General features: G+C 73.1%; 21 protein-coding genes. 10 read left to right on the top strand and 11 right to left on the bottom strand.

The features are described 5' to 3' along the window. Nucleotides 1–113: 113 nt before the first annotated feature. On the top strand, nucleotides 114–1,094 hold the full coding sequence (locus ABD350_RS29970; protein ID WP_344352109.1) for a hypothetical protein: 981 nt from the start codon (nucleotides 114–116) through the stop codon (nucleotides 1,092–1,094). A 380-nt stretch (nucleotides 1,095–1,474) separates the two neighbouring features. Here the strand turns inward: ABD350_RS29970 and ABD350_RS29965 are convergent, their stop codons facing one another. After that, complete coding sequence (locus tag ABD350_RS29965; RefSeq protein WP_344351918.1) at nucleotides 1,475–2,719, bottom strand: MFS transporter; 1,245 nt, start codon at nucleotides 2,717–2,719, stop codon at nucleotides 1,475–1,477. 97 nt (nucleotides 2,720–2,816) lie between these two features. Here ABD350_RS29965 and ABD350_RS29960 point away from each other — a divergent pair, with 97 nt between their 5' ends. Both ABD350_RS29960 and ABD350_RS29955 read left to right on the top strand, forming a co-directional pair. Beyond that, a complete protein-coding gene (locus ABD350_RS29960; RefSeq protein ID WP_344351917.1) occupies nucleotides 2,817–3,359 on the top strand; it encodes a TetR/AcrR family transcriptional regulator in 543 nt (180 codons plus the stop codon). Nucleotides 3,360–3,517: 158 nt separating this feature from the next. After that, nucleotides 3,518–3,946: a hypothetical protein gene (locus ABD350_RS29955; protein ID WP_344351916.1), complete on the top strand. Its 429-nt coding sequence runs from the start codon at nucleotides 3,518–3,520 to the stop codon at nucleotides 3,944–3,946. Nucleotides 3,947–4,353: 407 nt separating this feature from the next. Here ABD350_RS29955 and ABD350_RS29950 read toward each other — a convergent pair whose 3' ends face one another. The 3 genes from ABD350_RS29950 to ABD350_RS29940 form a co-directional block, all read right to left on the bottom strand. After that, nucleotides 4,354–5,223, bottom strand: coding sequence for an MBL fold metallo-hydrolase (locus tag ABD350_RS29950; protein ID WP_344351914.1), 870 nt, complete (start codon nucleotides 5,221–5,223; stop codon nucleotides 4,354–4,356). Nucleotides 5,224–5,388: 165 nt separating this feature from the next. Continuing rightward, the gene (locus ABD350_RS29945) at nucleotides 5,389–5,877 is read right to left on the bottom strand and encodes an AAA family ATPase (RefSeq protein ID WP_344351912.1); all 489 of its coding nucleotides are present in this window, start codon (nucleotides 5,875–5,877) and stop codon (nucleotides 5,389–5,391) included. A 79-nt stretch (nucleotides 5,878–5,956) separates the two neighbouring features. Further along, nucleotides 5,957–6,721 (bottom strand): FAD binding domain-containing protein, encoded by a 765-nt coding sequence (locus tag ABD350_RS29940; RefSeq protein ID WP_344351911.1) that lies wholly within the window; start codon nucleotides 6,719–6,721, stop codon nucleotides 5,957–5,959. Between the two features lie 347 nt (nucleotides 6,722–7,068). On the opposite strand from ABD350_RS29940, the gene ABD350_RS29935 reads away from it, so the two are divergent. Next, nucleotides 7,069–7,488 (top strand): RidA family protein, encoded by a 420-nt coding sequence (locus tag ABD350_RS29935; RefSeq protein ID WP_344351910.1) that lies wholly within the window; start codon nucleotides 7,069–7,071, stop codon nucleotides 7,486–7,488. Between the two features lie 228 nt (nucleotides 7,489–7,716). Here ABD350_RS29935 and ABD350_RS29930 read toward each other — a convergent pair whose 3' ends face one another. Continuing rightward, nucleotides 7,717–9,900, bottom strand: a complete 2,184-nt coding sequence (locus ABD350_RS29930; protein WP_344351909.1) for an MMPL family transporter — start codon at nucleotides 9,898–9,900, stop codon at nucleotides 7,717–7,719. Between the two features lie 293 nt (nucleotides 9,901–10,193). Between ABD350_RS29930 and ABD350_RS29925 the strand changes: the two genes are divergently transcribed. Then, nucleotides 10,194–11,015, top strand: a complete 822-nt coding sequence (locus ABD350_RS29925) for a DUF1684 domain-containing protein (RefSeq protein WP_344351908.1) — start codon at nucleotides 10,194–10,196, stop codon at nucleotides 11,013–11,015. Nucleotides 11,016–11,091: 76 nt separating this feature from the next. After that, entirely contained in the window at nucleotides 11,092–11,895 is an 804-nt protein-coding gene (locus tag ABD350_RS29920) for an alpha/beta fold hydrolase (RefSeq protein WP_344351907.1), read from the top strand. 112 nt (nucleotides 11,896–12,007) lie between these two features. Here ABD350_RS29920 and ABD350_RS29915 read toward each other — a convergent pair whose 3' ends face one another. Next, entirely contained in the window at nucleotides 12,008–12,670 is a 663-nt protein-coding gene (locus ABD350_RS29915) for a ScbR family autoregulator-binding transcription factor (protein ID WP_344351906.1), read from the bottom strand. A 255-nt stretch (nucleotides 12,671–12,925) separates the two neighbouring features. Here ABD350_RS29915 and ABD350_RS29910 point away from each other — a divergent pair, with 255 nt between their 5' ends. After that, nucleotides 12,926–14,065, top strand: coding sequence for an MFS transporter (locus tag ABD350_RS29910; protein ID WP_344352107.1), 1,140 nt, complete (start codon nucleotides 12,926–12,928; stop codon nucleotides 14,063–14,065). 97 nt (nucleotides 14,066–14,162) lie between these two features. Next, a complete protein-coding gene (locus ABD350_RS29905) occupies nucleotides 14,163–14,966 on the top strand; it encodes a DUF1206 domain-containing protein (protein ID WP_344351905.1) in 804 nt (267 codons plus the stop codon). A gap of 5 nt (nucleotides 14,967–14,971) precedes the next feature. Here ABD350_RS29905 and ABD350_RS29900 read toward each other — a convergent pair whose 3' ends face one another. Both ABD350_RS29900 and ABD350_RS29895 read right to left on the bottom strand, forming a co-directional pair. Beyond that, entirely contained in the window at nucleotides 14,972–15,118 is a 147-nt protein-coding gene (locus ABD350_RS29900) for a hypothetical protein (RefSeq protein WP_344351904.1), read from the bottom strand. A gap of 221 nt (nucleotides 15,119–15,339) precedes the next feature. Then, on the bottom strand, nucleotides 15,340–16,359 hold the full coding sequence (locus ABD350_RS29895) for an urea transporter (RefSeq protein ID WP_344351903.1): 1,020 nt from the start codon (nucleotides 16,357–16,359) through the stop codon (nucleotides 15,340–15,342). 307 nt (nucleotides 16,360–16,666) lie between these two features. On the opposite strand from ABD350_RS29895, the gene ABD350_RS29890 reads away from it, so the two are divergent. Then, nucleotides 16,667–17,038 (top strand): STAS domain-containing protein, encoded by a 372-nt coding sequence (locus ABD350_RS29890; RefSeq protein ID WP_344351902.1) that lies wholly within the window; start codon nucleotides 16,667–16,669, stop codon nucleotides 17,036–17,038. A gap of 16 nt (nucleotides 17,039–17,054) precedes the next feature. Here ABD350_RS29890 and ABD350_RS38165 read toward each other — a convergent pair whose 3' ends face one another. Continuing rightward, nucleotides 17,055–17,132 (bottom strand): hypothetical protein, encoded by a 78-nt coding sequence (locus ABD350_RS38165; protein WP_465270406.1) that lies wholly within the window; start codon nucleotides 17,130–17,132, stop codon nucleotides 17,055–17,057. Between the two features lie 169 nt (nucleotides 17,133–17,301). Between ABD350_RS38165 and ABD350_RS29885 the strand changes: the two genes are divergently transcribed. Next, nucleotides 17,302–17,778: a GreA/GreB family elongation factor gene (locus ABD350_RS29885; protein WP_344351901.1), complete on the top strand. Its 477-nt coding sequence runs from the start codon at nucleotides 17,302–17,304 to the stop codon at nucleotides 17,776–17,778. Between the two features lie 16 nt (nucleotides 17,779–17,794). On the opposite strand, the gene ABD350_RS29880 is transcribed toward ABD350_RS29885, so the two are convergent. Together ABD350_RS29880 and ABD350_RS29875 are read right to left on the bottom strand one after the other, a co-directional pair. Further along, on the bottom strand, nucleotides 17,795–20,320 hold the full coding sequence (locus tag ABD350_RS29880) for an ATP-dependent Clp protease ATP-binding subunit (protein WP_344351900.1): 2,526 nt from the start codon (nucleotides 20,318–20,320) through the stop codon (nucleotides 17,795–17,797). 204 nt (nucleotides 20,321–20,524) lie between these two features. Further along, nucleotides 20,525–20,896: an NUDIX hydrolase gene (locus ABD350_RS29875; RefSeq protein WP_344351899.1), complete on the bottom strand. Its 372-nt coding sequence runs from the start codon at nucleotides 20,894–20,896 to the stop codon at nucleotides 20,525–20,527.

Genomic DNA, 20,896 nt, shown 5'->3' with positions numbered 1-20,896 from the left:
GATCACACCGTGGTCGCGTCTACAAGGAGACCATCATCAGCGCCATACGCAAGACCCTCACCGCCACCGCCGTCGTCGGTGCCGTCCTCGCGGGCTCCGCCGCCTGCGGAACGGTGGAGCAGCTCTCCGCCGGCAAGAAGCTCGACCAGGCCTTCGACAAGCTCGGCGAGAAGAAGACGCTCTCCTTCGAGCTGGACCTGGACACCGACGCCGCCTCCCTGAAGGCGCTGGACGCCAAGTCCGAGCCCGAGCCCGGCGACGAGATGCCGGACGAGGTCGCGAAGCTGATCGGCGACGCGAAGATCACGCTCACCGTGCAGTCGAAGAAGCCGCTCGCCGAGTCCGGTGAGAAGGACCTCGTCGGCATGGCCATGAAGATCAGCAGCCCGGACGGTGACCTCGCCGAGTACCGGATGATCGGTGACTACGTCTACCTCCGCGCCGACACCGACGCCATCGGCAGGCTGACGGGCACCCCCGTGATGCCCGCCGACGAACTGCCCGCGGAGGCCGGGGCGTTCAAGGACGTCCTTGAGGGCAAGTGGGTGAAGTACGGCATCAAGGAGATGAAGAAGGCCGGTTTCGCCGGCCAGGAGGACGAGGACGGCCCCTCGCCCGCCCCGTCCCTGGACGCCAAGACGCAGAAGAAGCTCATGAAGTCGCTGCGCGAGGTCGTCGCCCGCGAGGTGAAGCTGAAGACGGCCGACGGGGACGGTGACACCGAGCACATCACCGCCACGGCTCCCTTCCGCACCCTGATGACCGAGATGATCGGTGAGCTCCGCCCGCTGGCGAAGGATCTGCCCCCGGGCATGGACCTGCCGACGGACAAGGACCTGAAGGACGCCCCGAACGCCAAGGTGACGGCGGACTTCACGCTCAAGAACGGTGAGCTGTCCGAGGTGAACGTGGACCTCGCCAAGCTGGCCGAGACCGCCAAGGTCAAGAAGCTCGGTCTGATCGTGCGGATGAGCGACGGCATCGCGCCCACCGTTCCGGCCGGCGCCAAGGAGCTGGACCTGGAGGGGATGATGCAGGGCCTCTTCTCCTCGTCCGAGCTGAACGAGGACGACTTCGCCGACGAGGAGTTCTGAGCACGCCGAGCGTGCGGGACGGTGGTGAACCGGCCCCGGCGGCACGGGTGCGCCGGAAGAGGTCCCGGCGGGGCCCCTTCCAGCGCACACCGCGGGCCCCGGGGCCCAGACCGGCAGGCTCCGCGTGTCGACGCCGTGGAGTTCCATCCAGGCGTTCAGCCGGACGGGGATCTCCGTATAGACGGGACGCTGCATCATCGAGTACCGGGTGTCGACCGGCTCGGCGAGGTGGGAGCGGATCGCCTCGACGTTCAGCAGCGGCGGCGCCCGCGCGTTCGGGTCGGCGACGATCCGGCTCAGTCGCGTTCGAAGTCCGCCCATCCAGCGATTCCGCACACATGGAACGGCCTTCCCCACGGGTTGAATGACACGTCGGCCGACTACGCGGTGGCCTTGGCCGTCCGCGCCCGGGCGTTCTGGGCCAGCCGGTGGCCCAGTTCGGACAGGCCCAGCGCGAGCACGGCCACCGCGGCGCCGACCAGGCTGATGTTCCGGGCCCCGATGGTGCTGATGCCCACCGCGCCGATGACGCCGGACAGGGCGATGGCAAGGTAGAGGAACGCGGCGTTGAGGGAGATCAGGAGGGGCGCCGACTCCGGGTCGAGGGAGATCAGGCGCGACTGCTGCGGCGCCGTGATGCCCCATGCCGCGATGCCGTACACCACGATGACGACGGCGGCCGCGGCGAACGAGCCAGTGGCGAGCGGCAGTACGAGGAGGCTGGCCGCGAGCAGCGTGACCGCGCCGCCCACCACCACACGTGCCCCGAACCGGTCGGCCAGCGTCCCGGCGTAGAAGTTGCCGACCATGCCCGTCAGGCCGAAGGCGAACATCAGGATGGCCAGTTTCCTGCCGTCGCCGCCGGTGGCGGGGTGGAACACCTCGGCCATATAGGTGTAGACGATGTAGGCCGCGGTGAAGGCGACGAGCGTCGCGGCGAGCACGGCGACCACGCGGCGGTCGCCGAGCGGGGCGAGGCGCCGGCGCAGACCTCCCGGAGCCCCTGCGACCACCGCCGGCACGAGGGTGAACACGCCGAACAGACTCAGCACGGCGAGGAGGGCGATGAACCACATCGTCGCCCGCCAGTCCAGGACGCTGCCCACGACGGTGCCGATGGGCGCGCCCAGTGCGGTGGCGGCGGTGAGTCCCGTCGTGACGGCCGCGATGGCCCGGCCGCGGCGTTCGGGCCCCATCAGCGCGGAGGCGGTGACACTGGCCGCCGGGATGTAGAGGCCGGCGCCGACCGCGGCGACGACCTGGGCCGCCAGGACCACGGGGAACGAGGGCGCGAGACCGGTCCCCACGACGCCCAGCAGGTAGATCAGCACGGACAGCTTGAGCACTTTGTGACGCGGCCAGGCCGCGGTGAGGGTGGCCAGGGCCGGCGCCATCACCGCGCAGGTCAGCGCGAACACGGTGACCACCTGCCCGGCGGTGGTGATGCCGACGGACAGGGAGTCGCCCAACTCGGGCAGGACACCGGCGAGCACGAACTCGTCCGTACCGATGGCGAAGGCGCCGAATGCCAGGACGAGGACTCCCCGCCACGGCGCGGCGGACTCTGTCTCGCCGGTCTTCCTCCGGGGCGTCCCGCTCTTCGGGTCCGGGACGGACTTACCCACGATGAACCCTCCTCGATTTCGGTACCGATCGGTACCATCTTGGCCGGGACGGTATCGGTCGGTTCCGTTTAGCGTCAAGGGCGACTACCCTGGCCCCATGCCGACGCGCGCACGTGACCGCCTGCTGCAGGCAGCCGATGAGCTCTTCTACGAGGAGGGCATCAACGGAGTCGGCCTGGAGCGCCTCCTGACCCACTCCGGCGTCGGGCGCGCCTCCCTCTACCGGCACTTCGACGGCAAGGACGATCTGGTGTCCGCGGTCCTGGAGCGCCGGGACGAGCACTGGAGGCAGTGGCTGCGGGAACGGGTGGAGGCCCTCGGCGGCGCACCCCTGGCCGTCTTCGACGCCCTGGCCGAGGGGGCGCGGGACAGCGCGTTCCGCGGCTGCGCCTTCATCAACGCCATGGCGGAGATGGCGAAGGAACCCGGCAGCGCCGTCCACCGGCTCGCGGTCGAGCACAAGCGCAAGGTCGCCGACTACGTGCGCGGCCTGATCGAGGACGCCGGCCACACCGGGGCGCCGGAGCTGGCGGAGCAGTTCACGCTGCTCATGGACGGGGCCGTGGTCACCGCGATGAGCGAGCGCAGCGTCGAACCCTTCCGGCGGGCGCGGCAGATGGCGGAGCGGCTGCTGTCCTGACCGCCGTACCGCCCCACCGGCGCGCGTGCCGGCCGGTCCGCTCCCGGGCCGCTCGGCGCTCGCGCCCTTCTCCGGCCGGCGCCCACCCGGCCGTCCGTGGTCTGCGTCCTTCCCCCCGGTTCGGCGTTCGATAGGGGGAGATCCTCACGATGTGGCCGGTGTGCAGTTATGAGACGCAGACCCTCAAAGACACCCTCCGGCTCTCCTACGACGCGGTCCGGCGCGGGGTGCGACTGCGGACGCTGTACCCCCACTCGGCCAGGTGCCCTCCCAGTTTCCGGGCGATCCTCCAGCAGAACCTGGACTCGGGGGCGGAGGTCCGGACGTCGGACGAGGCCCAGCACTTCATCATCATCGTCGACCAGGAGACGGCGTTCCTGCCCACCGACTCCTCCGACGGGGGGACCTCCGCGGTCACCGTCGTCTACGAACCGGCGATCGTGAAGGCGCTGTGCGGCATCTACCGCAACACCTGGCAGCCGGCCTGCGTCGCCGTCGAGCGTGAGGGCGGAGATGCGCGCGCCGCGCATCCCGACGGTCGGGATCAGCTCGGCCCGGAAACCGGGGTCCCGGGTGTCGACGATTAGGAGCGCGCCCACTGGTTCTCCACCTCGAAGTTGCACAGCCATACGAACCGGGCGTCCCGGTCGCCGGTGAGCGCCTCTTTCCGGCCTCGGCGCGCAGCAGTTCGCCCGCCAGGTCGATCGCGCCCCGGCTGCTGACGCACGCTTGGTGGGTCAGCGCGAAGGCCTCCGCGTCGTGCAGTCCCAGGCCCTCGCGGATCGTCGCGGCGGTGTCGACGTGCGGCGGGGCGACGGCCTGCACGGTGTGCGCGCGCCGAGTTCTGCCTGCGCTACGGCAAGAAGATCTACCGTCAGCCCACCGGCGGCGCGAGCGTGGAGATCCCCCGCTCGGACGTGGAGAGCCTGCTGGTGTGCCGCGCGCGGCACGGGCCGTTACTGATGCCCCGTCAGCGAAGTGCGGCCGCTCCCGCCTACCAGCGCACCGCCGTGAAGTCGACCGGCCGGGGGCGCAGCAGGCGCGCGCGTTCCGTCAGGGCGCGCAGCCGCCGGGACATCTCGTCGGCCGGCAGCCGACGCCGGTCCCCGTGGCCCGGCAGCACCCACTCGAACCGCAGCCGGTCCGCCGTCCTGGCCAGGGACGCGGCCAGTTCCTCGATGGAGTGCCAGGTCACGCTGTCGGCGACTTCCAGGTCCCCGGTCGTCCGCGACCAGTAGAAGCTGTCGCCGCTGAAGCAGTACCGGTCGTCGGCGAGGTACAGGACGCTGCCCCGGGTGTGTCCGGGCAGGGGGTGGACGGTGACGCCTTCGGCGATCTCCACCGGTTCCAGGCCGCGGATCACCCGGTCGGCGTCCGGTGCCGCGTCCAGGTCGCCTTCGTGGATCCACAGCCGGGCGCCGAAATGGTCGGCGTAGCGGCGGCCGTGCGCGGCGTGGTCGCGATGGGTGAGCAGCACATCGGTGACGGGGCCGCCGGCCGTGTAGCGCCCGGCGAGTTCACGGCTCCAGCGCGGGGTGTCGATCATCATCCGGGTGCCGGACGGCCGCAGCAGCAGGTACGCGTTGGCGCCGGCGGTGTGCGTCGAGTTGTGGCCGCAGATCAGCACACCGTCGTCCAGGGCCAGCGGGAACGGGTCCAGCGACCGGTCCACACGGCCGGTCACCGGCCGGATCGAGCGGGTCTGGCAGGCGAACACCGCCGCGTGCAGGCGCCGGTTCTCCGCCTCGTCGGCCGGCCGGCGCAGGATCCGCGACTTCCCGTCGACCTCGCCGATCAGCTCGGGCGCGAACTGCCGGGCCACGTCGCAGTTCGTGCAGCGGTCGTCCACGTACCAACCGTCCACGGCTGGGCTCCTTCCCTCGCGGGCGGCCCCGGCCGGGCCGCCCCCACCAGGGGTATCCCGTCGGCCGCCGAAACCGGAAGCCCGTGCCGATCTTGTACTTTCCGCGCCCGGACGCTCTTGGAGACAGGCAAGGAAGCGGACGAAACAGACAATTCTCCGGCTAGCTCAGGGCCGCACCTCGAAGCCGTCCCGGCCGTCGAACCGCACCTCGTACACCGCGTCGAACCCGTCCGCCACCGTGGGTCTGCGCAGCCGCCCGAGGGTGGCCAGGACGCCGACGTCGGGGACCCGGTCGCGGCCCTCGCGGGCGGCGTTGCGGCGCAGGGAACCCGGTACGTCCGGCGGGAACCAGTACGCCGTGACGGTCGCCCCGTGGGCGCGGGCCACCGCCACCAGCGGCGCCCACTCCCGCGGCGACGGATTGGTGTTGTCCACGGCCACGGACCGGCCCGCCGCCAGGTGCTCCGTGACCAGCCGCAGCTGCCGGGCCTGCTTGTTCCGCGCCCCGCGCGGGAACAGATCCTTGCCGACCAGCTCGTACCGGTCGGACAGGCACCGCGCGTAGAAAGTGGACTTCCCGGAGGCCTGCAGCCCCACCAGCACCGCCAGATCCACCACGTCCGCCAGGTCCGCCAGGTCCGCCTGTGTCGCCATACCCGCCACTGTGGCACGCCGGCGGTCCCGGCCGTGGCACGCCGCCGGCCCCGCGCCGAGCGTCCGCCGAAGGCGGCCCTCAGCCCCGGCCGCCGGCCTCCAGCAGGCCGGTGACCTGCGGGCGGACGATCTCCCACGCGGTGGCCGGCAAGTCGCGCAGAGCCGTGTCGCGCAGGGCGCCGAGGACATCCCCGGCGCCGCTGCCCGTGTCGGCGCCCGTGTTGGTGCCGGTGTCGGCGTCGGTATCGCACCAGGTGGTGCCGGTGAGCACGTCGTAGCCGTCCCGTACGGCGACGCGCAGGCGGCGCCGCCCACCGTCCTCGGTGTGCAGGGCCGAGGCCACGACGAGGGGCGGCTCCCCGCCGGGCTCGGCGGGCAGCTTGCGGTAGGCCGAGGCGAGGGGCGTGCGCCAGCGCAGACCGAGCAGCACGGGACGCTTGGCGACCACCTCGGCCAGGTCCGCCTCGCGGACGCCGTCGGGCTCCAGGACCGTGGCCCGGGCGTCCAGGACGAGGGCGGCCGGCAGCAGACAGCGCAGCGTACTGCCGACGATGTTGCCGCCGACCGTGGCGGTCCGCCGTACGGCACCGGTGCCGATGGTGGCGGCGGCCAGCCGCAGCACGTCGGGCACCGTCGCGTCGATACGGTGCAGCAGCACGGCGCCGCCCAGGGTCTCCCGCCCGACGACGTTCGCCTCCGGCACCTCGCGGAGCGACATCGCGAGTTCGGGGAAACCGTCGCGCTGCCAGGTCGCCCAGACGAGCGTCGCCCCGCCTATCGGCACGGCCCCGTCGGCGAGGCACTGCCGGGCTTCCGGTATGGACGTGGGCAGACGCAGCAGCACAGCGGCCGACCTGCCTTTCCGGGCTCGGGAGAGGGAGCGGGCGGCGGACGGCCAACCGCCCGCCGAGAGCGCAGTCTTGCCGTGCGGCGGGGGGCGCGTACAGGGCTCACACGAGCATGTGGCGCGCGCTCACCGAGCGCCGCGCCGAGCGCCGGCCGATCGCCGGATCAATTGCCGGTCGATCGCCGGATCAACGGGGCCAGGAAGGGGACGTGGGCCCCCGGGGAGGGGGAATGGCAGGGGCCTGCCGGGCGTTGCGGTGGCTGGAGGCGGCTGTCGCCCTCGTACCGCATACGGCGTACCCCGTCTGCCGGGGCCGCCGTGCCCGACGGAAGGAAGCACCATCCATGGCCCGCGACGTGCGCACGATCACCAACCCGGCCACCCTGCACGACCCCACCCCCTTCGGCTACAGCCACGCCGTCTCGGCACCGGGCCCGCTCGTCTTCATCGCGGGCCAGTACGCCTCCGACGCCACCGGCGCCCCGGTGCCCGGCGATTTCGCCACCCAGGTCGAGCTGGCCTTCGACCGGCTGCGGCTGGCGCTGGAGGCGGAGGGGCTCGGGTACGAACACGTCGTCCGGCTCGGCACGTTCATCGTCGACCACGACGCCGCGAAGCTGGAGGTCCTCGGCAAGGCCCTGCACGCGCGCTTCGGGGACCGGCTGCCGGCCCAGACACTGAGCGGCGTGGCGTGCCTCGCGCTGCCCGGCATGCTGTTCGAGGTCGACGCGGTCGCCGTCCGGCCCCTCTCGCCGGAGGCGTGACACACACACGCGCCCGGATCACCCCCTCCGGCTCCCGAGGACCCGGCCGGCCACACCACCGGCCGGGCCACACCATCGGCCGGGCCGCGTCCTGAGCGGGCCACCTGGCGAGCCGCACATCTCGCCGCGCCCCGTCCTGACCGGACCGCGACCTGACCGGTTCGGGGCAGAAAAGAGTCCTGCCGGGCCAAGCGGCCCGGCAGGACTCGTCACTCCTTGTGGCTGCCGCTAGCCGCGGCGGCCGGCCGGATCGTGGGCGGTGGTGTCCCGGTCCTCGTCACTCCGGACCGGACCGGAACCGGCGGCTCCGGCGTCCGGCGTGCGGGCCCGGTCCCCGTGGCCCGGCCACCAGGCGGCGTGGCCGATCAGGGCCGTGAGGCTCGGGGTGAAGAACATCGCCATGACGAACGCGGCCACCACGATGCCGAAGGAGACCGCGAAGCCCATCTCCGACAGCAGCGAGTTGCCCGCCAGCATCATCGTGGCGAAGGTGGCCGCCAGGATGAAGCCCGCCGCGGCCACGGTCGGTCCGGCGTGCCGGAGGGCCATGCCGGCCGCCTCGCGCGGCTCCCGGCCCTCACGGGCCTCCTCGCGCAGCCGGGCGATCATGAGGATGTTGTAGTCGGTGCCGATCGCGACCACGAAGAGGTACATGATCACCGGCAGCATGAACATCAGCCCCGAGTGGCCCTGCCAGTCCTGGAAGATCCACACGGTGGCGCCGAGGGTGGCACCGAAGCCGAGGCCCACGGAGGCGATCAGGTACCAGGGGGCGACCACACTGCGCAGCAGCAGCCCCAGGATGATCATGATGAGGATGGCGGCGACCGGGAAGACCGTCCGGTAGTCGTGGTTGACCGCCGCGTCGATGTCCTTGTAGATCGAGGACATGCCGCCGACGAACGCCTCGGTGCCGTCGGGCGCCGCCGAGTGCGCGACGTCGCGGACCCGGCCCACGGCGTCGATCGCCTTGTCCGTCGACGCCTCGTACTTCAGCGTGACGGTGAAGTCGGCGGTGGTGCCCTCCTTGTTGAGCTGGGTCATCCGGGCGCTCGCGACGCCGTCCACCTCACCCAGCTTCCGCGCGTACTCCTTGAACCGGGACCCGTCCAGCTGCTTGCCGTCGGTGCTGGTCAGATAGACGTCGGTGGGAGCCGCCGCGCCCGCCGAGTACGCCTTCTGCATCTGGTCCTGGACGACCATGGACTCCTTGGTGTCGGGCATGGAGCCCGAGGCCAGGTCGAAGGTGGCCTTGTAGCCGAGGGTGCCGATCGACAGGACCAGCAGGACGAGCCCGGAGACGACGGCGGTCAGCGCCGGGCGGCGCTGGACACCGCGCCCGAGGGCGGCGAAGCGGGCGTTCTGCGGCTCCTTCTGCCAGGACTTCGACGGCCAGAAGACCTTCGGGCCGATCAGCGAGACCACGGCGGGGATCAGGGTCAGGCCGGCGACCAGGGTGGCGCCGACCGCGATGGCGAGCGCCGGGCCCATCTGCTTCAGGAAGCCCAGCGTGGAGAGCACCAGGGCGAGGAAGGCGATGATGACCGCTCCGGCCGCCGAGGCGATGGCCTCGCCGACCCGGTCCACCGCGTTGATCATGGCCTGCTTGGGTTCGTCCCCGGCGCGCAGACTCTCGCGGTAGCGGAATATCAGGAACAGGAAGTAGTCGGTACCGACGCCGAAGAGTACGACGATGAGGATCGACGAGATCGAGCTGTTGGCCTGGAGGCCGAACAGCTTGGTGGCGTAGGCGATCAGACCGTTGGCGACAGCCGACACCAGGCCGATCAGCACCAAGGGGAGCACGGCCAGGATCGGCGCCCGGAAGATGATCAGCAGGGTCACCAGGATGATGACGAAGGTGCCGATGCCGATCAGCGCCTCGCCCCGCTTGGACGAGTCCTGCTGGTCGAGTGCCTGCGCGGCGGAACCGCCGAGCTTGACGTCGAGGTGCGTGCCCTTGGCCAATTGCTTGGCTTGTTCACGCAACTCCTTCGCCGCGTCGGCCTGTTTGGGCTGACCGGCGTTCTTGCTGTCCATCTGCACCAGGGTCATGGTGTACTTGCCGTCCTTCGACGGCGGGCCGGGGACGACCTTCTGGACCTGGTCGATGTGCTTCTTGCCCAGCTCGGTGGTGATCCGGGCGACATCCTTCTGGTCGGCGGCGGTGAGCTTGCCGCCGTCGGTGCGCTGGTAGAGCGCGATCGCGGACGGGGTGAAGGCGCTGGGGAACGCCTTCTGCTGGAGATCCGCCGCTTTGATGGACTCGTAACTCTTGGGTAGGAAACTGCTCTCGTCACTGTTGGAGGGCAGGCTCGGGGCGGTGGCGACTATCGCCACCGCGGCTATCAGCCACGCCACGATCGTCCAAATGGGATGACGGACGACGGCGTTGCCTATTCGTCGGAACATGCGGAGGGTCCTCCTGGGAAGGAAGATCACCGCAGCCCGGGGAGCGGTCCCTGGCATCGGCGACCCCGACCGGCACGCATGGAACGGGCCGGTCGCATGGTTGTCTTGGTGTCACATCCTAGTGACCGGCTCCACACAACCCCGCACCGGACGGTCCCGGCGCGCGGCGAAACGTTCGCATCACCGGGATATGCCCCTGACACAGCGGTGCCGTGCCCGGGATGAACGGCCGGGGCACGGTGGTTGGAACGGACGCGGGACTCCACCGGCAGCACCGACGTGAAGGAGTGGACATGACCGTCCAGGACATCGACCGGCCGGCCTTCGTCAAGGAGTGGGAGGAGTGGCACCGGGCCAAGGAGGAGGCGCTGGCCGGACCGCACGGCTTCCTCGCCATCACCGGCCTGCACTGGCTGGGCCCGGAGCCGGCCCGGTTCGACGACGCCCCCGGCACCTGGTCGGCCACCGGGGACGGAGTGGTGGTCGAACTGGCCGAGGGCGAGGAACTGACCGTGGACGGCACGGTGGTGCGCGGCCGGTACGCGTTCGGGGCCGTCCCCGAGCGGGAGAGCCGGTACGCCGACTGGGGGGAGGCCCGGCTGGAAGTCGCCCGGCGCGGCGGCCACGACATCCTGCGGCCCCGCCACCCCGGCAACCCGCTGCGCACCGCCTTCCGCCACACCCCCGTCTACGCCCCGGACCCGCGCTGGGTCGTCACCGGCCGGTTCCTGCCCTACGAGGAGCCGCGGCCGGTCACCGTCAGCGCCGCCGTGGAGGGGCTGGAGCACGTCTACGACTCCCCCGGCGAGGTCGAGTTCGAGCTGGCCGGCGCGCGGCACCGGCTCACCGCGTTCGACGGCGGCGGTCCCCGCGGTCTCATGGTGCTGTTCACGGACGCCACTTCGGGCGTGACGACGTACGCGGCGAACCGCTCGCTGTACATCGACGCGCCGGGCCCCGACGGTACCGTCACGCTCGACTTCAACCGCGCCGGGAACCTGCCGTGCGCCTACACCGACCTGGCGACCTGCCCGCTGCCGCCCGCCGGGAACCGGCTGCCGGTGGCGGTGGAGGCCGGCGAGCGGATCCCACTGGAGCGCGGCGGACAGCCGTGAGCCGGACGGACGCCCATCGGCGGGCCGTGGGGCGCGCGGCCGGCAGTGACGAACCGCGGTAGGCGAGGAACGGGTCATGGAGTGGTCGGAGCGGGTGGTCGTGCGGGACGGGGTCCGGCTGGTCTGCCGTGACGGGGGCGGCGGGCCGGGCCCCGCCGTGGTGCTGTTGCACGGGCTGGCCGGCCACACCGGCGAATGGGACGCCCTGGCCGAGAGGTTGTCGGGGCGTCACCGGATGGTCGCGGTCGACCAGCGCGGGCACGGCGCGAGCGAGCGGCACCCCGGCGATGTCTCGCGCGCGGCCTTCGTGGCGGACGTGGTGGCGGTCGCCGGGCAGCTGGGGCTGGACCGGCCCGTGCTGGTGGGGCAGTCGCTGGGCGGTCACACGGCGCTGCTGACCGCCGCCGCCCACCCCGCGCTGGTCCGCGCGCTCGTCCTGGTCGAGGCCGCGCCCCGCGACCCCGATCCCCGCGCGCCCCGGGACATCGGCGCGTGGCTGGACTCGTGGCCGGTGCCGTTCCCCTCCCGGGCGGCGGCGGTCTCCTTCTTCGGCGGCGGCCCGGTGGGCGAGGGCTGGGCGGCCGGCCTGGAGCGTCACGAGGACGGCTGGCGCCCCCGGTTCGACCGGGACGTGATGGTCGCCGCGCTGGCGGAGACCGCCCGGTGTTCCTCCCTGCCCGCGTGGCGGCGGGTCCGCTGTCCCACCCTCGCCGTCTTCGCCCGGTCCAGCCTGGTCCCGCGGCCGGACATCGACGCGATGCTCGCGCTGCGACCGCCGGCCGTGGCGGTGAGTGTCCCCGGTACCGGGCACGACCTGCACATGGAACGGCCGGAGCTCCTGCACGCCCTGCTGAAGGGATTCCTGGCCGGCTTCGTCTGACGCGCGATCCGGCCTGGGGGATGCCTCGCCTACCTCGTATGACGCGCGCGCGATCCGGCCTCGCCGGGAACAAACCAGCTGCGCGGTTTACCGGGCGAGGCGGCCGGCCGGGTCAGCAGGCGATGCCCGCCAGGTCCCCGGACCGCCGCCGGGCCTCGGCGATCACCCGGGCGCCGCGGTCCGGCGCGGTGTCGATCCGGGTGAGGACGGGCGGGGCCGCGATCGCGGCGAGGAGGTGGCTGTACAGCGCGGCCGTGCGGTCGTCCAGGTCCGCCCAGCCGGCCAGGGTCTGCGAGACGAACTGCGCGCCCACCCAGGCGCCGAGGAACACCTGGGCGGTCTCCTCGGGCACCACGTGCGGCAGCACCTCGCCTCGTTTCTTGGCCTCGGTGAGCACGCGCGAGGTCAGCCGCGCCCAGGCAGGCCAGGCGCTGCCGAGCACGTCACGGCCGGGCCGGTCGGCGGAGATGCGGACACCGGCGAGCAGGAAGGGCTCCCTGGGCAGCCGCCTGGCCAGGGTCATGCCCGCGTCCACCCACTCCTGTAACTTCAACTCGCGGGGCAGGTGGTACTGGGGTGTCAGCTGCTCCTGTAACACCCCTTGGGCGAGGGCCGCCTTGGAGTCGAAGTGGAAGTACAGGGCGCCCTTGGTGACACCGGCCCGCTTGAGGATCTCGGAGATGGTGGCCGCCGCGTAGCCGCGCTCGGCGAATACCGCCGCCGCTGCCCGCAGCACGGCGCGCCGGGTCCGGACAGCCCGGTCCTGCTGAGCCACACGTCCTCCCCCGGCCGGAAATCAAACCAAACAGTACGTACTGTACCGCACGGTGAGTCAACGCCACGGTGGACGGCGGCCGTTGAGGGCGGGCCCGGCGGCGGGCGAATTCGGTTGCGGCGGGTCGGGCGGGCCGGGTGGAGTACTGCCATGAACGGTGCCGTGCGACAGGCGCGACGGGCCGGGGCGCAGGAGGCGCGCGGGGTCACGGCGCGGCCGGCGCCCTGGCACAGGGCGGCCGTGCTCGCGGCCCTGATGCTGGCCGCCTTCACCCTCAACACCGTGGAGAGCCTGCCGGTCGGCCTGTTGGAGCCCGTCGCCGCGGGCCTGCGGGTGTCCGTGCCGGCGGCCGGTCTCCTGGTCACGGGGTACGGCCTGACGGTGGCCGTGGCCTCGGTACCGCTCGCCCGCCTCCTGCGGGCGGTGCCCCGGCGCCATGTGCTCGCCGGGCTGCTGGCCGCGCTGGTCGTGTCCAGCGTGGTGTCGGCGCTGGCCGCCTCCTACGGCGTCCTGCTCGCGGCACGGATGACGGCCGCCCTCGCGCAGGCGCTGTTCTGGGCCGTGATGGGGCCGGTCGCGGTGGGCCTGTTCGCGCCCGAGGTGCGCGGGCGGGTGGTCGGGGCGCTGTCCGTGGCCGGCTCGCTCGCCCTGGTGCTCGGCGTTCCGGCCGCGACCTGGCTGGGCCGGCACGGCGGCTGGCGGCTGCCGTTCGCGCTGCCGGCCGTACTGGGGCTGGTCTCCCTGGTGACGATCGCCGCACTGCTGCCGACCTCGCGCCCGGAGGAGGAGCCCGCCGCCTACGCGGCCGGCCCGGACGCCCGCCGGTTCGGGACCGTGCTCGCGGCGGGGTTCCTCTCCGCCACCGGCGCGTTCGCGGGGTACACGTACATCGTGGCGTTCCTGGGCCGGGTGAGCGGTTTCGCCCCGGGCACGGTCGACGTGCTGCTCTCGGTCTTCGGTGCAGCGTGCCTGGCCGGGGTGAGCCTCACCGCCGTGGCGCTGGACCGCTTCCCGCATTCGTCGCTGACCACCGCCGTGACCGTACAGACCGTGGGCATGCTCGGCCTGTACGCGGCCGGTGACCGGCCCGCGGCGGCGGTGGTGTTCCTGGTGCTGACGGGCGGCGCGCTCGGCCCGGTGTTCATGGCCGCCCAGCACGCGATGCTGCAGTGCGCCCCGGGCCGTACGGACCTCGCGCTCGCGGCGAACTCCGCCTGTTACCACGCCGGGATCGCGGCGGGCGCCGCGCTGGGGGCGCTGATCCTGCCGCACGCCGGCCCGCGGGGTGTCTTCCTGGCCGGGGGGCTGCTGACCGCGGGCGCCGCTGTGGTGCTGCTCGGCGGACACCCGCCGCGCCGGCGGCCCAGCGGCCGTGCCGGGGCCGCACCGCGCTGAGCGGCCTTTCGCGGGCAGGTGTCGGGCCGGGAGGCGGGGGCACCGGCGGTGTATGGACGTACTACGCTCTTCGGCCCGGGCCGCGGACAGCAGACCCATGGCCGTGGCGGCCCGGGCCGGTTTCGCGGCCCGTGGCCTGATCTACGTACTGGTGGCGGTGATCGCGCTGCGGATCGCCCTGGGGGGTGGGGGTGGCGAGCGGCAGGCCGACCGGGGCGGCGCGCTCGGCGAGCTGGCCGGACGGCCGTTCGGGGTGGCACTGCTGTGGATCGTGGGCATCGCACTGGCCGGGATGGCCGTATGGCGGCTGTCGGAGGCGGTGTTCGGCGCGGCGGGCCCCGACGGGTCCAAGCTCTCCCGGCGGGCGATGGCCCTGATCCGTTGCCTGTTCTACGGTTTCTTCTCCTATTCGGTGCTCGCCTACGCGGCCGGGGACCGGGGCAGCGGCAGCGGCTCGTCCGACCGGCAGACCGACGATGTGACCGCCCGGGTGCTGGAGTGGCCCGGCGGGCAGTGGCTGGTCGGTCTCGCCGGAGCCGGCGTGGTGGTCGCCGGGCTGTGGATCTCGGTACGGGCCGTGCGCCGGAAGTTCCTGGAGGACCTGCGGACCGAGGCGCTGCCCGCGCGGGCCCGGCCGATCACCGTGGCCCTCGGGGTGATCGGCGGTACGGCCCGTGGCGTGGTGTTCGCGGCGGCCGGGGTGTTCGCCGTGGTGGCAGCCGTGCGGCACCAGCCGGGCCAGGCGAAGGGCCTGGACGACACCCTGCGCGGGTTCCGGGACCTGCCGGCCGGACCGTGGCTGCTCGCGCTGGTCGCGCTCGGTCTGGCCGCGTTCGGCCTGTTCTGCTGGTGCGAGGCCCGCTGGCGCAGGGTCCGGCCCGGCGGCCGGACGGTCGGCTGAGCGGGTCAGTCGTCGGAGTCGGGCCTGCCGCGGGCCGCGGCGTAGGCCTGGGCCGGGGTCATGGGGACGCCGTGCAGGCCGACCGTCTTGTAGGGGCTCACCTTGGCGCAGGTCCTGCCCTGGTCGGCGGTGGCGGCGTGGGCGCCGCCCACGGTGGCCTTGCGGGCGGCGGGCGCCGGGGAGGCCGCCGTGCCCGGGTAGCTGTTCCCGCGGGGCCAGTCGCCGCCGACGACCAGGGTCGGACCGGGCGCGGTGCCCTGCCTCAGGCGGGCCGACGGCAGCCCGAGCGCGCGGGCGACGGTCCGGGCGGCGGCCTGGCCACCGGAGCGGCGGCACGGGAGGCGCGGCCCGTGACCCGTAGACTCCCCGGAACCTACGCTGCCCGCGCCGTCGCCCCGGGCAGCGGCGGGCGGGCCTCGTCCGGGGCGGGGGGCCGGCCGGTCAGCCGGGGGAAGGAGCGGGCGGCGGCCAGGAAGCAGAGCGTCGTCAGGACGAACGGCCAGGTGAACGCCCGGCCGCCGGAGGGGGCGAGCAGGTGGGCGACGGCCGGGGTCACGGCGGTCGCCGTCGCGGCGCCGAGCAGCGCGTACAGCAGGGTGGCCGGGGCCGCCGCGAGGAACACCCCGCCCAGGGCCACGGCGACGAGCACCGCGTTGCAGCCCGATGTGCCGTCGGCGATGCCGGCCGCCGGTGCGCCGAGCGCCCACGCGGTCAGGGTGCCCGTGACGCTGCCGGCGCAGGCCAGCAGCGCCACCGTCCGGCCGGCCAGGAACAGCCCCACGAGCAGCAGCGCTCCGGCGTACCACTGGTGAAGGAAGAAGACCTGGGAGATGTTGCGGAAGAAGGCCCGCCACAGCTCGTCCGGGTGCGGCGTGGTCGGACCGGTGGCCGGGCCGGGGAGCGCGGCACGGCCGGTGTCGTGCGGCCGCACGCGCCGGAAGGCGGGCGCGGCGATGGTGACCGCGCTCGCCAGCAGGCAGTACGGCAGGGTCAGCGGCGGCAGCCGCCATACGCGCAGCAGCCGGGCCACGGCGGCGGTGGCGACCGGGGTCACCACGCAGCCCGCGGCGGCGAGCAGCGCCGTGGACAGCCGGCCCGCGCCCAGGAACACCGCGCACCACAGGGCGACGAGGCAGGAGTTGAAGCCCTCCAGCCCCTGCCCGACCCGGTCCCGGGCGACGTGCAGCAGCCGTGCCGTGCCGGTTCCCAGGGCGGCGCCGCCGAGGGCGTAGCCGCTGTAGCGCCAGTCGGCCGTGGCCAGGGCGAGGCAGAAGACGGCGCCGGTCCGCGCGTCGGCCAGGAACATCACCTGGGCGGGGCCGCGCAGCAGCGCCCGTCCGAAGCCGTCGCGCCGTCCCCGACGCCCCCACCGGACACCGTCCGACCACCGCACGTTCCGCCCCCTCACCGACGCCCCCACAATTCCGTAGTTCGGTAGGCATTTTCCGACATGCGGTACCGAACTGTCGAGATGCCCTGACGAGGGACGCGGGGACGTGCGGGAAGGGGCGGACTCGCAGCCCGTCCGCGGCCGTGCACCGGAGCCCGGCACGATGGGCGGGCATCTTCCGCGCGATCCGGGGCAGCCGCCCGCTGAGGAATGCGCGGGGCGGGGCCCGGCAGGGAACGCGCCGGGCCGGACCCGGCACGCGAGGCACGGGACCAGGCCCCTTGAGCGGCTAGCGGAGACGAGGAAACGCGTGGCGGACACGGCGGAGATGAACGAGCAGGCGGGACCGGAGCGGCTGTCCGTCTTCCGGTCCACCGTCGACGGGGTCACCGTCGTCACGGTGACCGGCGAGATCGACCACCACACCTCGGGGGCGCTGCACGACGCCATCACCCCGGCGGACCCCGCCCGGGGGGCCCGCACGGTCGCGGATCTCAGCGGGGTGCCTTTCATGGACTCCAGCGGGATCAACGTCCTGATCGCCGGGCACCAGGCCCATCAGCCGACGGGCTGGCTACGGCTCGCGGGCGTCCGCGGGTCCGTCCTGCGCACCCTGGAGATCGTCGGCCTCACCCCGCTGATCGCCTGCTACCCGAGCGTCCGGGACGCCCTGGAGGACTGAGGGGCCGCCGCGGGTGTCAGGACTGCGGGCGCCGCCCGTGGTTGGCCGCGTGGTTGCGGCGCGACTTCTTCTTCCTGCGTCGCTTCGAGGACATGGGCACCTCCCTCCGCGCCTTCCGGGGGCCGGCATCAGCCCGGAGACCGGAACACAAGCACATTATCCCGGTACGCCCCTTTGCACACTCCGAATGCGATTGATCCGCTTATGATGCGCAACGCCGGACTCTTCCTTCCGGTTACCCGTCCCGCAGAGGAGCAGACGCCATGACCGGTGATCCGGAGCCGATCAGCGCACAGGCCCGCCGTGCGCTGGAGCAGGAGCTGGCCGACCTGCGGGACGAACGCCGGGTGGTCGCCGGAACGCTCCGGGAGTCCTCCGCGTCGGCCGGCGACCAGGCCGACCAGGCCGACCAGTTGCGGCGCGCCGACCAACTGGGGCGTCTGGACCGCCGGATCGAGGACATCACCGAGCGGCTGCGCGAGGCGGCGACGGCCGGTCCGGCCCCGACCGACGTGGTGGGCGTGGGCAGCACCGTGACCGTCCGCTTCCCGGACGGCGAGACGGAGACGCTGCGGATCGGCGAGGTGGCCGAGGCGCTGGACCAGACGCTGGTCACCGCCGACAGCCCGCTCGGCCGGGCCCTGCTCGGCCGCCGGCCCGGGGACACCGTGCGCTACCACACCCCCGACGGGCCGACGCGAGCGGTCCTGGTCTCGATCGGCGAGCCCCCGGCCCCCTGACGCGTCCTCGGGACTCTCATCCGGCCGGCGCGGGCGCGGCGCCGGCGGATGCCTTGCCGGCGCCGCGGCGCACCGAGCAGTGCAGCGAGTCGTCCCGCACGTCTGCCACGATGGTGTCCCCGGGCTCGGCCTCGCCGCCGAGCAGCAGGGTGGCGATGCGGTTGTCCAGCTCCGCCTGGATCGTGCGACGCAGCGGGCGGGCCCCGAACTCCGGCTGGTGGCCGTGGGCGATGAGCAGCTTCTTGGCGCTCCCGGTGACCTCCAGGTCCAGGCCCTGGGCGCGCACCTTGTGCTTGCTCCGGTCGAGCAGATGGTCCACGATCCGGCCCAGGTCGTCCCCGGTCAGGCCGTGGAAGACGATGATGTCGTCGATCCGGTTGAGGAACTCCGGCAGGAACCGGGAGCGCAGATCGTCCATCAACTCGCCCTTGAGGTCGGACACATCGCCCTTGTGCTGGAGGATGCGGTGCGCGCCGATGTTGGAGGTCATGATGACGACGCAGTGCCGGAAGTCGACGGTGCGGCCCTGGGCATCGGTCAGCCGCCCGTCGTCCAGGATCTGCAGCAGGGTGTTGAAGATATCGGGGTGGGCCTTCTCCACCTCGTCGAAGAGCACCACGCTGTAGGGCCGGCGGCGGACCTTCTCCGTGAGCTGGCCCGCCTCCTCGTAGCCGACGTATCCGGGAGGCGCGCCGACCAGCCGGGCGACGGTGTGCTTCTCCTGGAACTCGCTCATGTCGAAGCGGATCATGCGGTCCTCGTTCCCGAACAGCAGGGCGGCGAGGGTCTTGGCGAGTTCGGTCTTGCCGACACCGGTCGGGCCGAGGAAGAGGAACGACCCCACGGGGCGGTTCGGGTCGCCCATGCCGGCGCGGTTGCGGCGTACGGCCTGGGAGACGGCGGTGACCGCCTCGTCCTGGCCGACGATCCTCTCGTGCATCTCCTCTTCGAGCCGCAGCAGTTTCTCCTTCTCGCTCGCGGTGAGCTGGGAGACGGGGATGCCGGTGCGGCGGGAGACGATGTCGGCGATGTCGGAGGCCGTGACGGAGACGACGCCCTCGCGGCGCTCCTCGATGCCGGCGAGTTCGCCCTCCACCTCGGCGATCTGCCGCTTGACCTCCGACGCCTTCTCGAAGTCCTCGGCGGACACGGCCTGGTCGAGTTCCCGGCGCAGCTTGGCGATGTGGTCCTCGCGGCTGACGATCTCGGTGGAGCGCCCGGTGCCGCGCAGCCGCACCCGGGCGCCGGCCTGGTCCATCACGTCGATGGCCTTGTCGGGCAGGAAGCGATCGCCGACGTACCGGTCGGAGAGTTCGGCGGCGGCGGTCAACGCGCCGTCCTCGAAGCGGACTTGGTGGTGGGCCTCGTAGGCGTCGCGCAGCCCTTCGAGGATCTGCACCGTCTCCTCGACGGTGGGTTCGGGGACCAGCACCGGCTGGAAGCGGCGTTCCAGGGCGGCGTCCTTCTCGATGTACCTGCGGTACTCGTCGATGGTCGTGGCGCCCACGACGTGCAGTTCGCCGCGGGCGAGGGCGGGCTTGAGCATGTTGCCGGCGTCCATGGCGCCCTCTCCGGTGGCGCCGGCGCCGACGACCGTGTGCAGTTCGTCGATGAACAGGATGATGTCGCCGCCGGCCGCCTGGACGTCCTCGATGACCTTCTTCAGCCGCTCCTCGAACTGCCCCCGGTACTGGGCGCCGGCGACCATGCCCGACAGGTCCAGGACGACGACCCGCTTGTCCTTCAGCGTGTCGGGGACCTCGCCGGCGACGATGCGCTGGGCGAGTCCCTCCACGATCGCGGTCTTGCCGACGCCCGGTTCGCCGATCAGCACGGGGTTGTTCTTGGAGCGCCGGGAGAGGATCTCCACCGTCTGCTCGATCTCCCCGGCCCGCCCGACGACCGGGTCCAGCTTGCCGGCCTTGGCCTCTTCGGTCAGGTCGCGGCCGAACTCGTCCAGGGTGGTGGCCGGCCGGCCGCGCTCGGGGGAGGCTACCTCGGGGCGCGGCGCCGTCTGTTCGGTGAGGCCGGCCAGGCGTCCCGCGTCCAGGCCCTCGGCCCGCAGCAGCCGGGCCGCACCGGTGTCGCTGTCGCCGATCAGGGCGCCGAGGATGTGCTCGGGGCCGATGTAGGAGACACCGGCGGACTGTGACCGGGCGTAGGCGGCGCGCAGCGTGCGCTTGGCCGCGGGGGTCAGGCCCGGCTGTGCGGAGGGGGTGCCGGACTCGCGGGGCAGCACCTTGGCCAGCTCGGCGGCGAGCGCGTCGGGCTCCAGGCCCGCCTGGGCCAGCAGCCGGCGCGAGGGCTCGACCCGGGTGGCCGCCCACAGCAGGTGTTCGGTGTCCAGGTCGGAGGTGCCGTCGTCGGCGGCCCGCTGCGCGGCCTGGTTGAGCAGTTCCTGCGACGATTCGGTCAGCAGCCGTCCGATGGGCACGCGTTGCACCGCCGGGGGCGATGACGTCGGCGACATTCCGAAGAACCGGTTCAGCAGCTCGCTGAAGGGGTCCGACGAACCGAACGGTGCACCGAACGACATCGACATGACAGCTCCTGGCGCGCATGGGGGCCGGCCCGTCCGCGGGGCGCATCCGCGAGCGGCCTCCGCGAGGGGATCCGCGCTGTCGGCAACGCGAGGGACCCACGAGGGGTCCCTACATCACTGAAACCCCCGGCGGTCGGCACCGCAAGCCGAGCCTCGGGGCGGCCCCGGTCGCCGGGCGGGCCGGGGATGGGGTGAACCGGCGGTTCAGATGGAGGGTGTGTGGCCCTGGAGGTAGTGGCGTACGGGGGCCGGCAGGGGCGTGTCGGCGGCCTCCTCCGCCGATGCCCAGCGCAGGTGGTCCGGGCCGAGGCGGCCGCCGTCGGACGGCGACCCGGTCAGCAGCCGGCACAGGATGGCCGTACCGCCGCCGGCGTCCCGTTGTTCCAGCGGCTCGGTGCCGTCGACCAGGTAGCCGGTGATCTCGTAGACGACCCGCGCGGCGGTGGCCTGGGGGGTCTCGGCCGGCTGCGGGGTGCCCGAGGGCAGACCCCAGCCGTCTTTCTCCGGGACCAGCAGCAGTCGCCCGTCGTACACGACGACCGCCCGCACCACGCCCTCGGCCCGCTCCGCTGTCAT

It is taken from the genome of Streptomyces nogalater, assembly GCF_039532885.1.
GTDB lineage: Bacteria > Actinomycetota > Actinomycetes > Streptomycetales > Streptomycetaceae > Streptomyces > Streptomyces nogalater.
The sequence above is the reverse complement of the archived record's forward strand: the minus strand, read 5'-3'. Positions and strand labels throughout refer to the sequence as shown.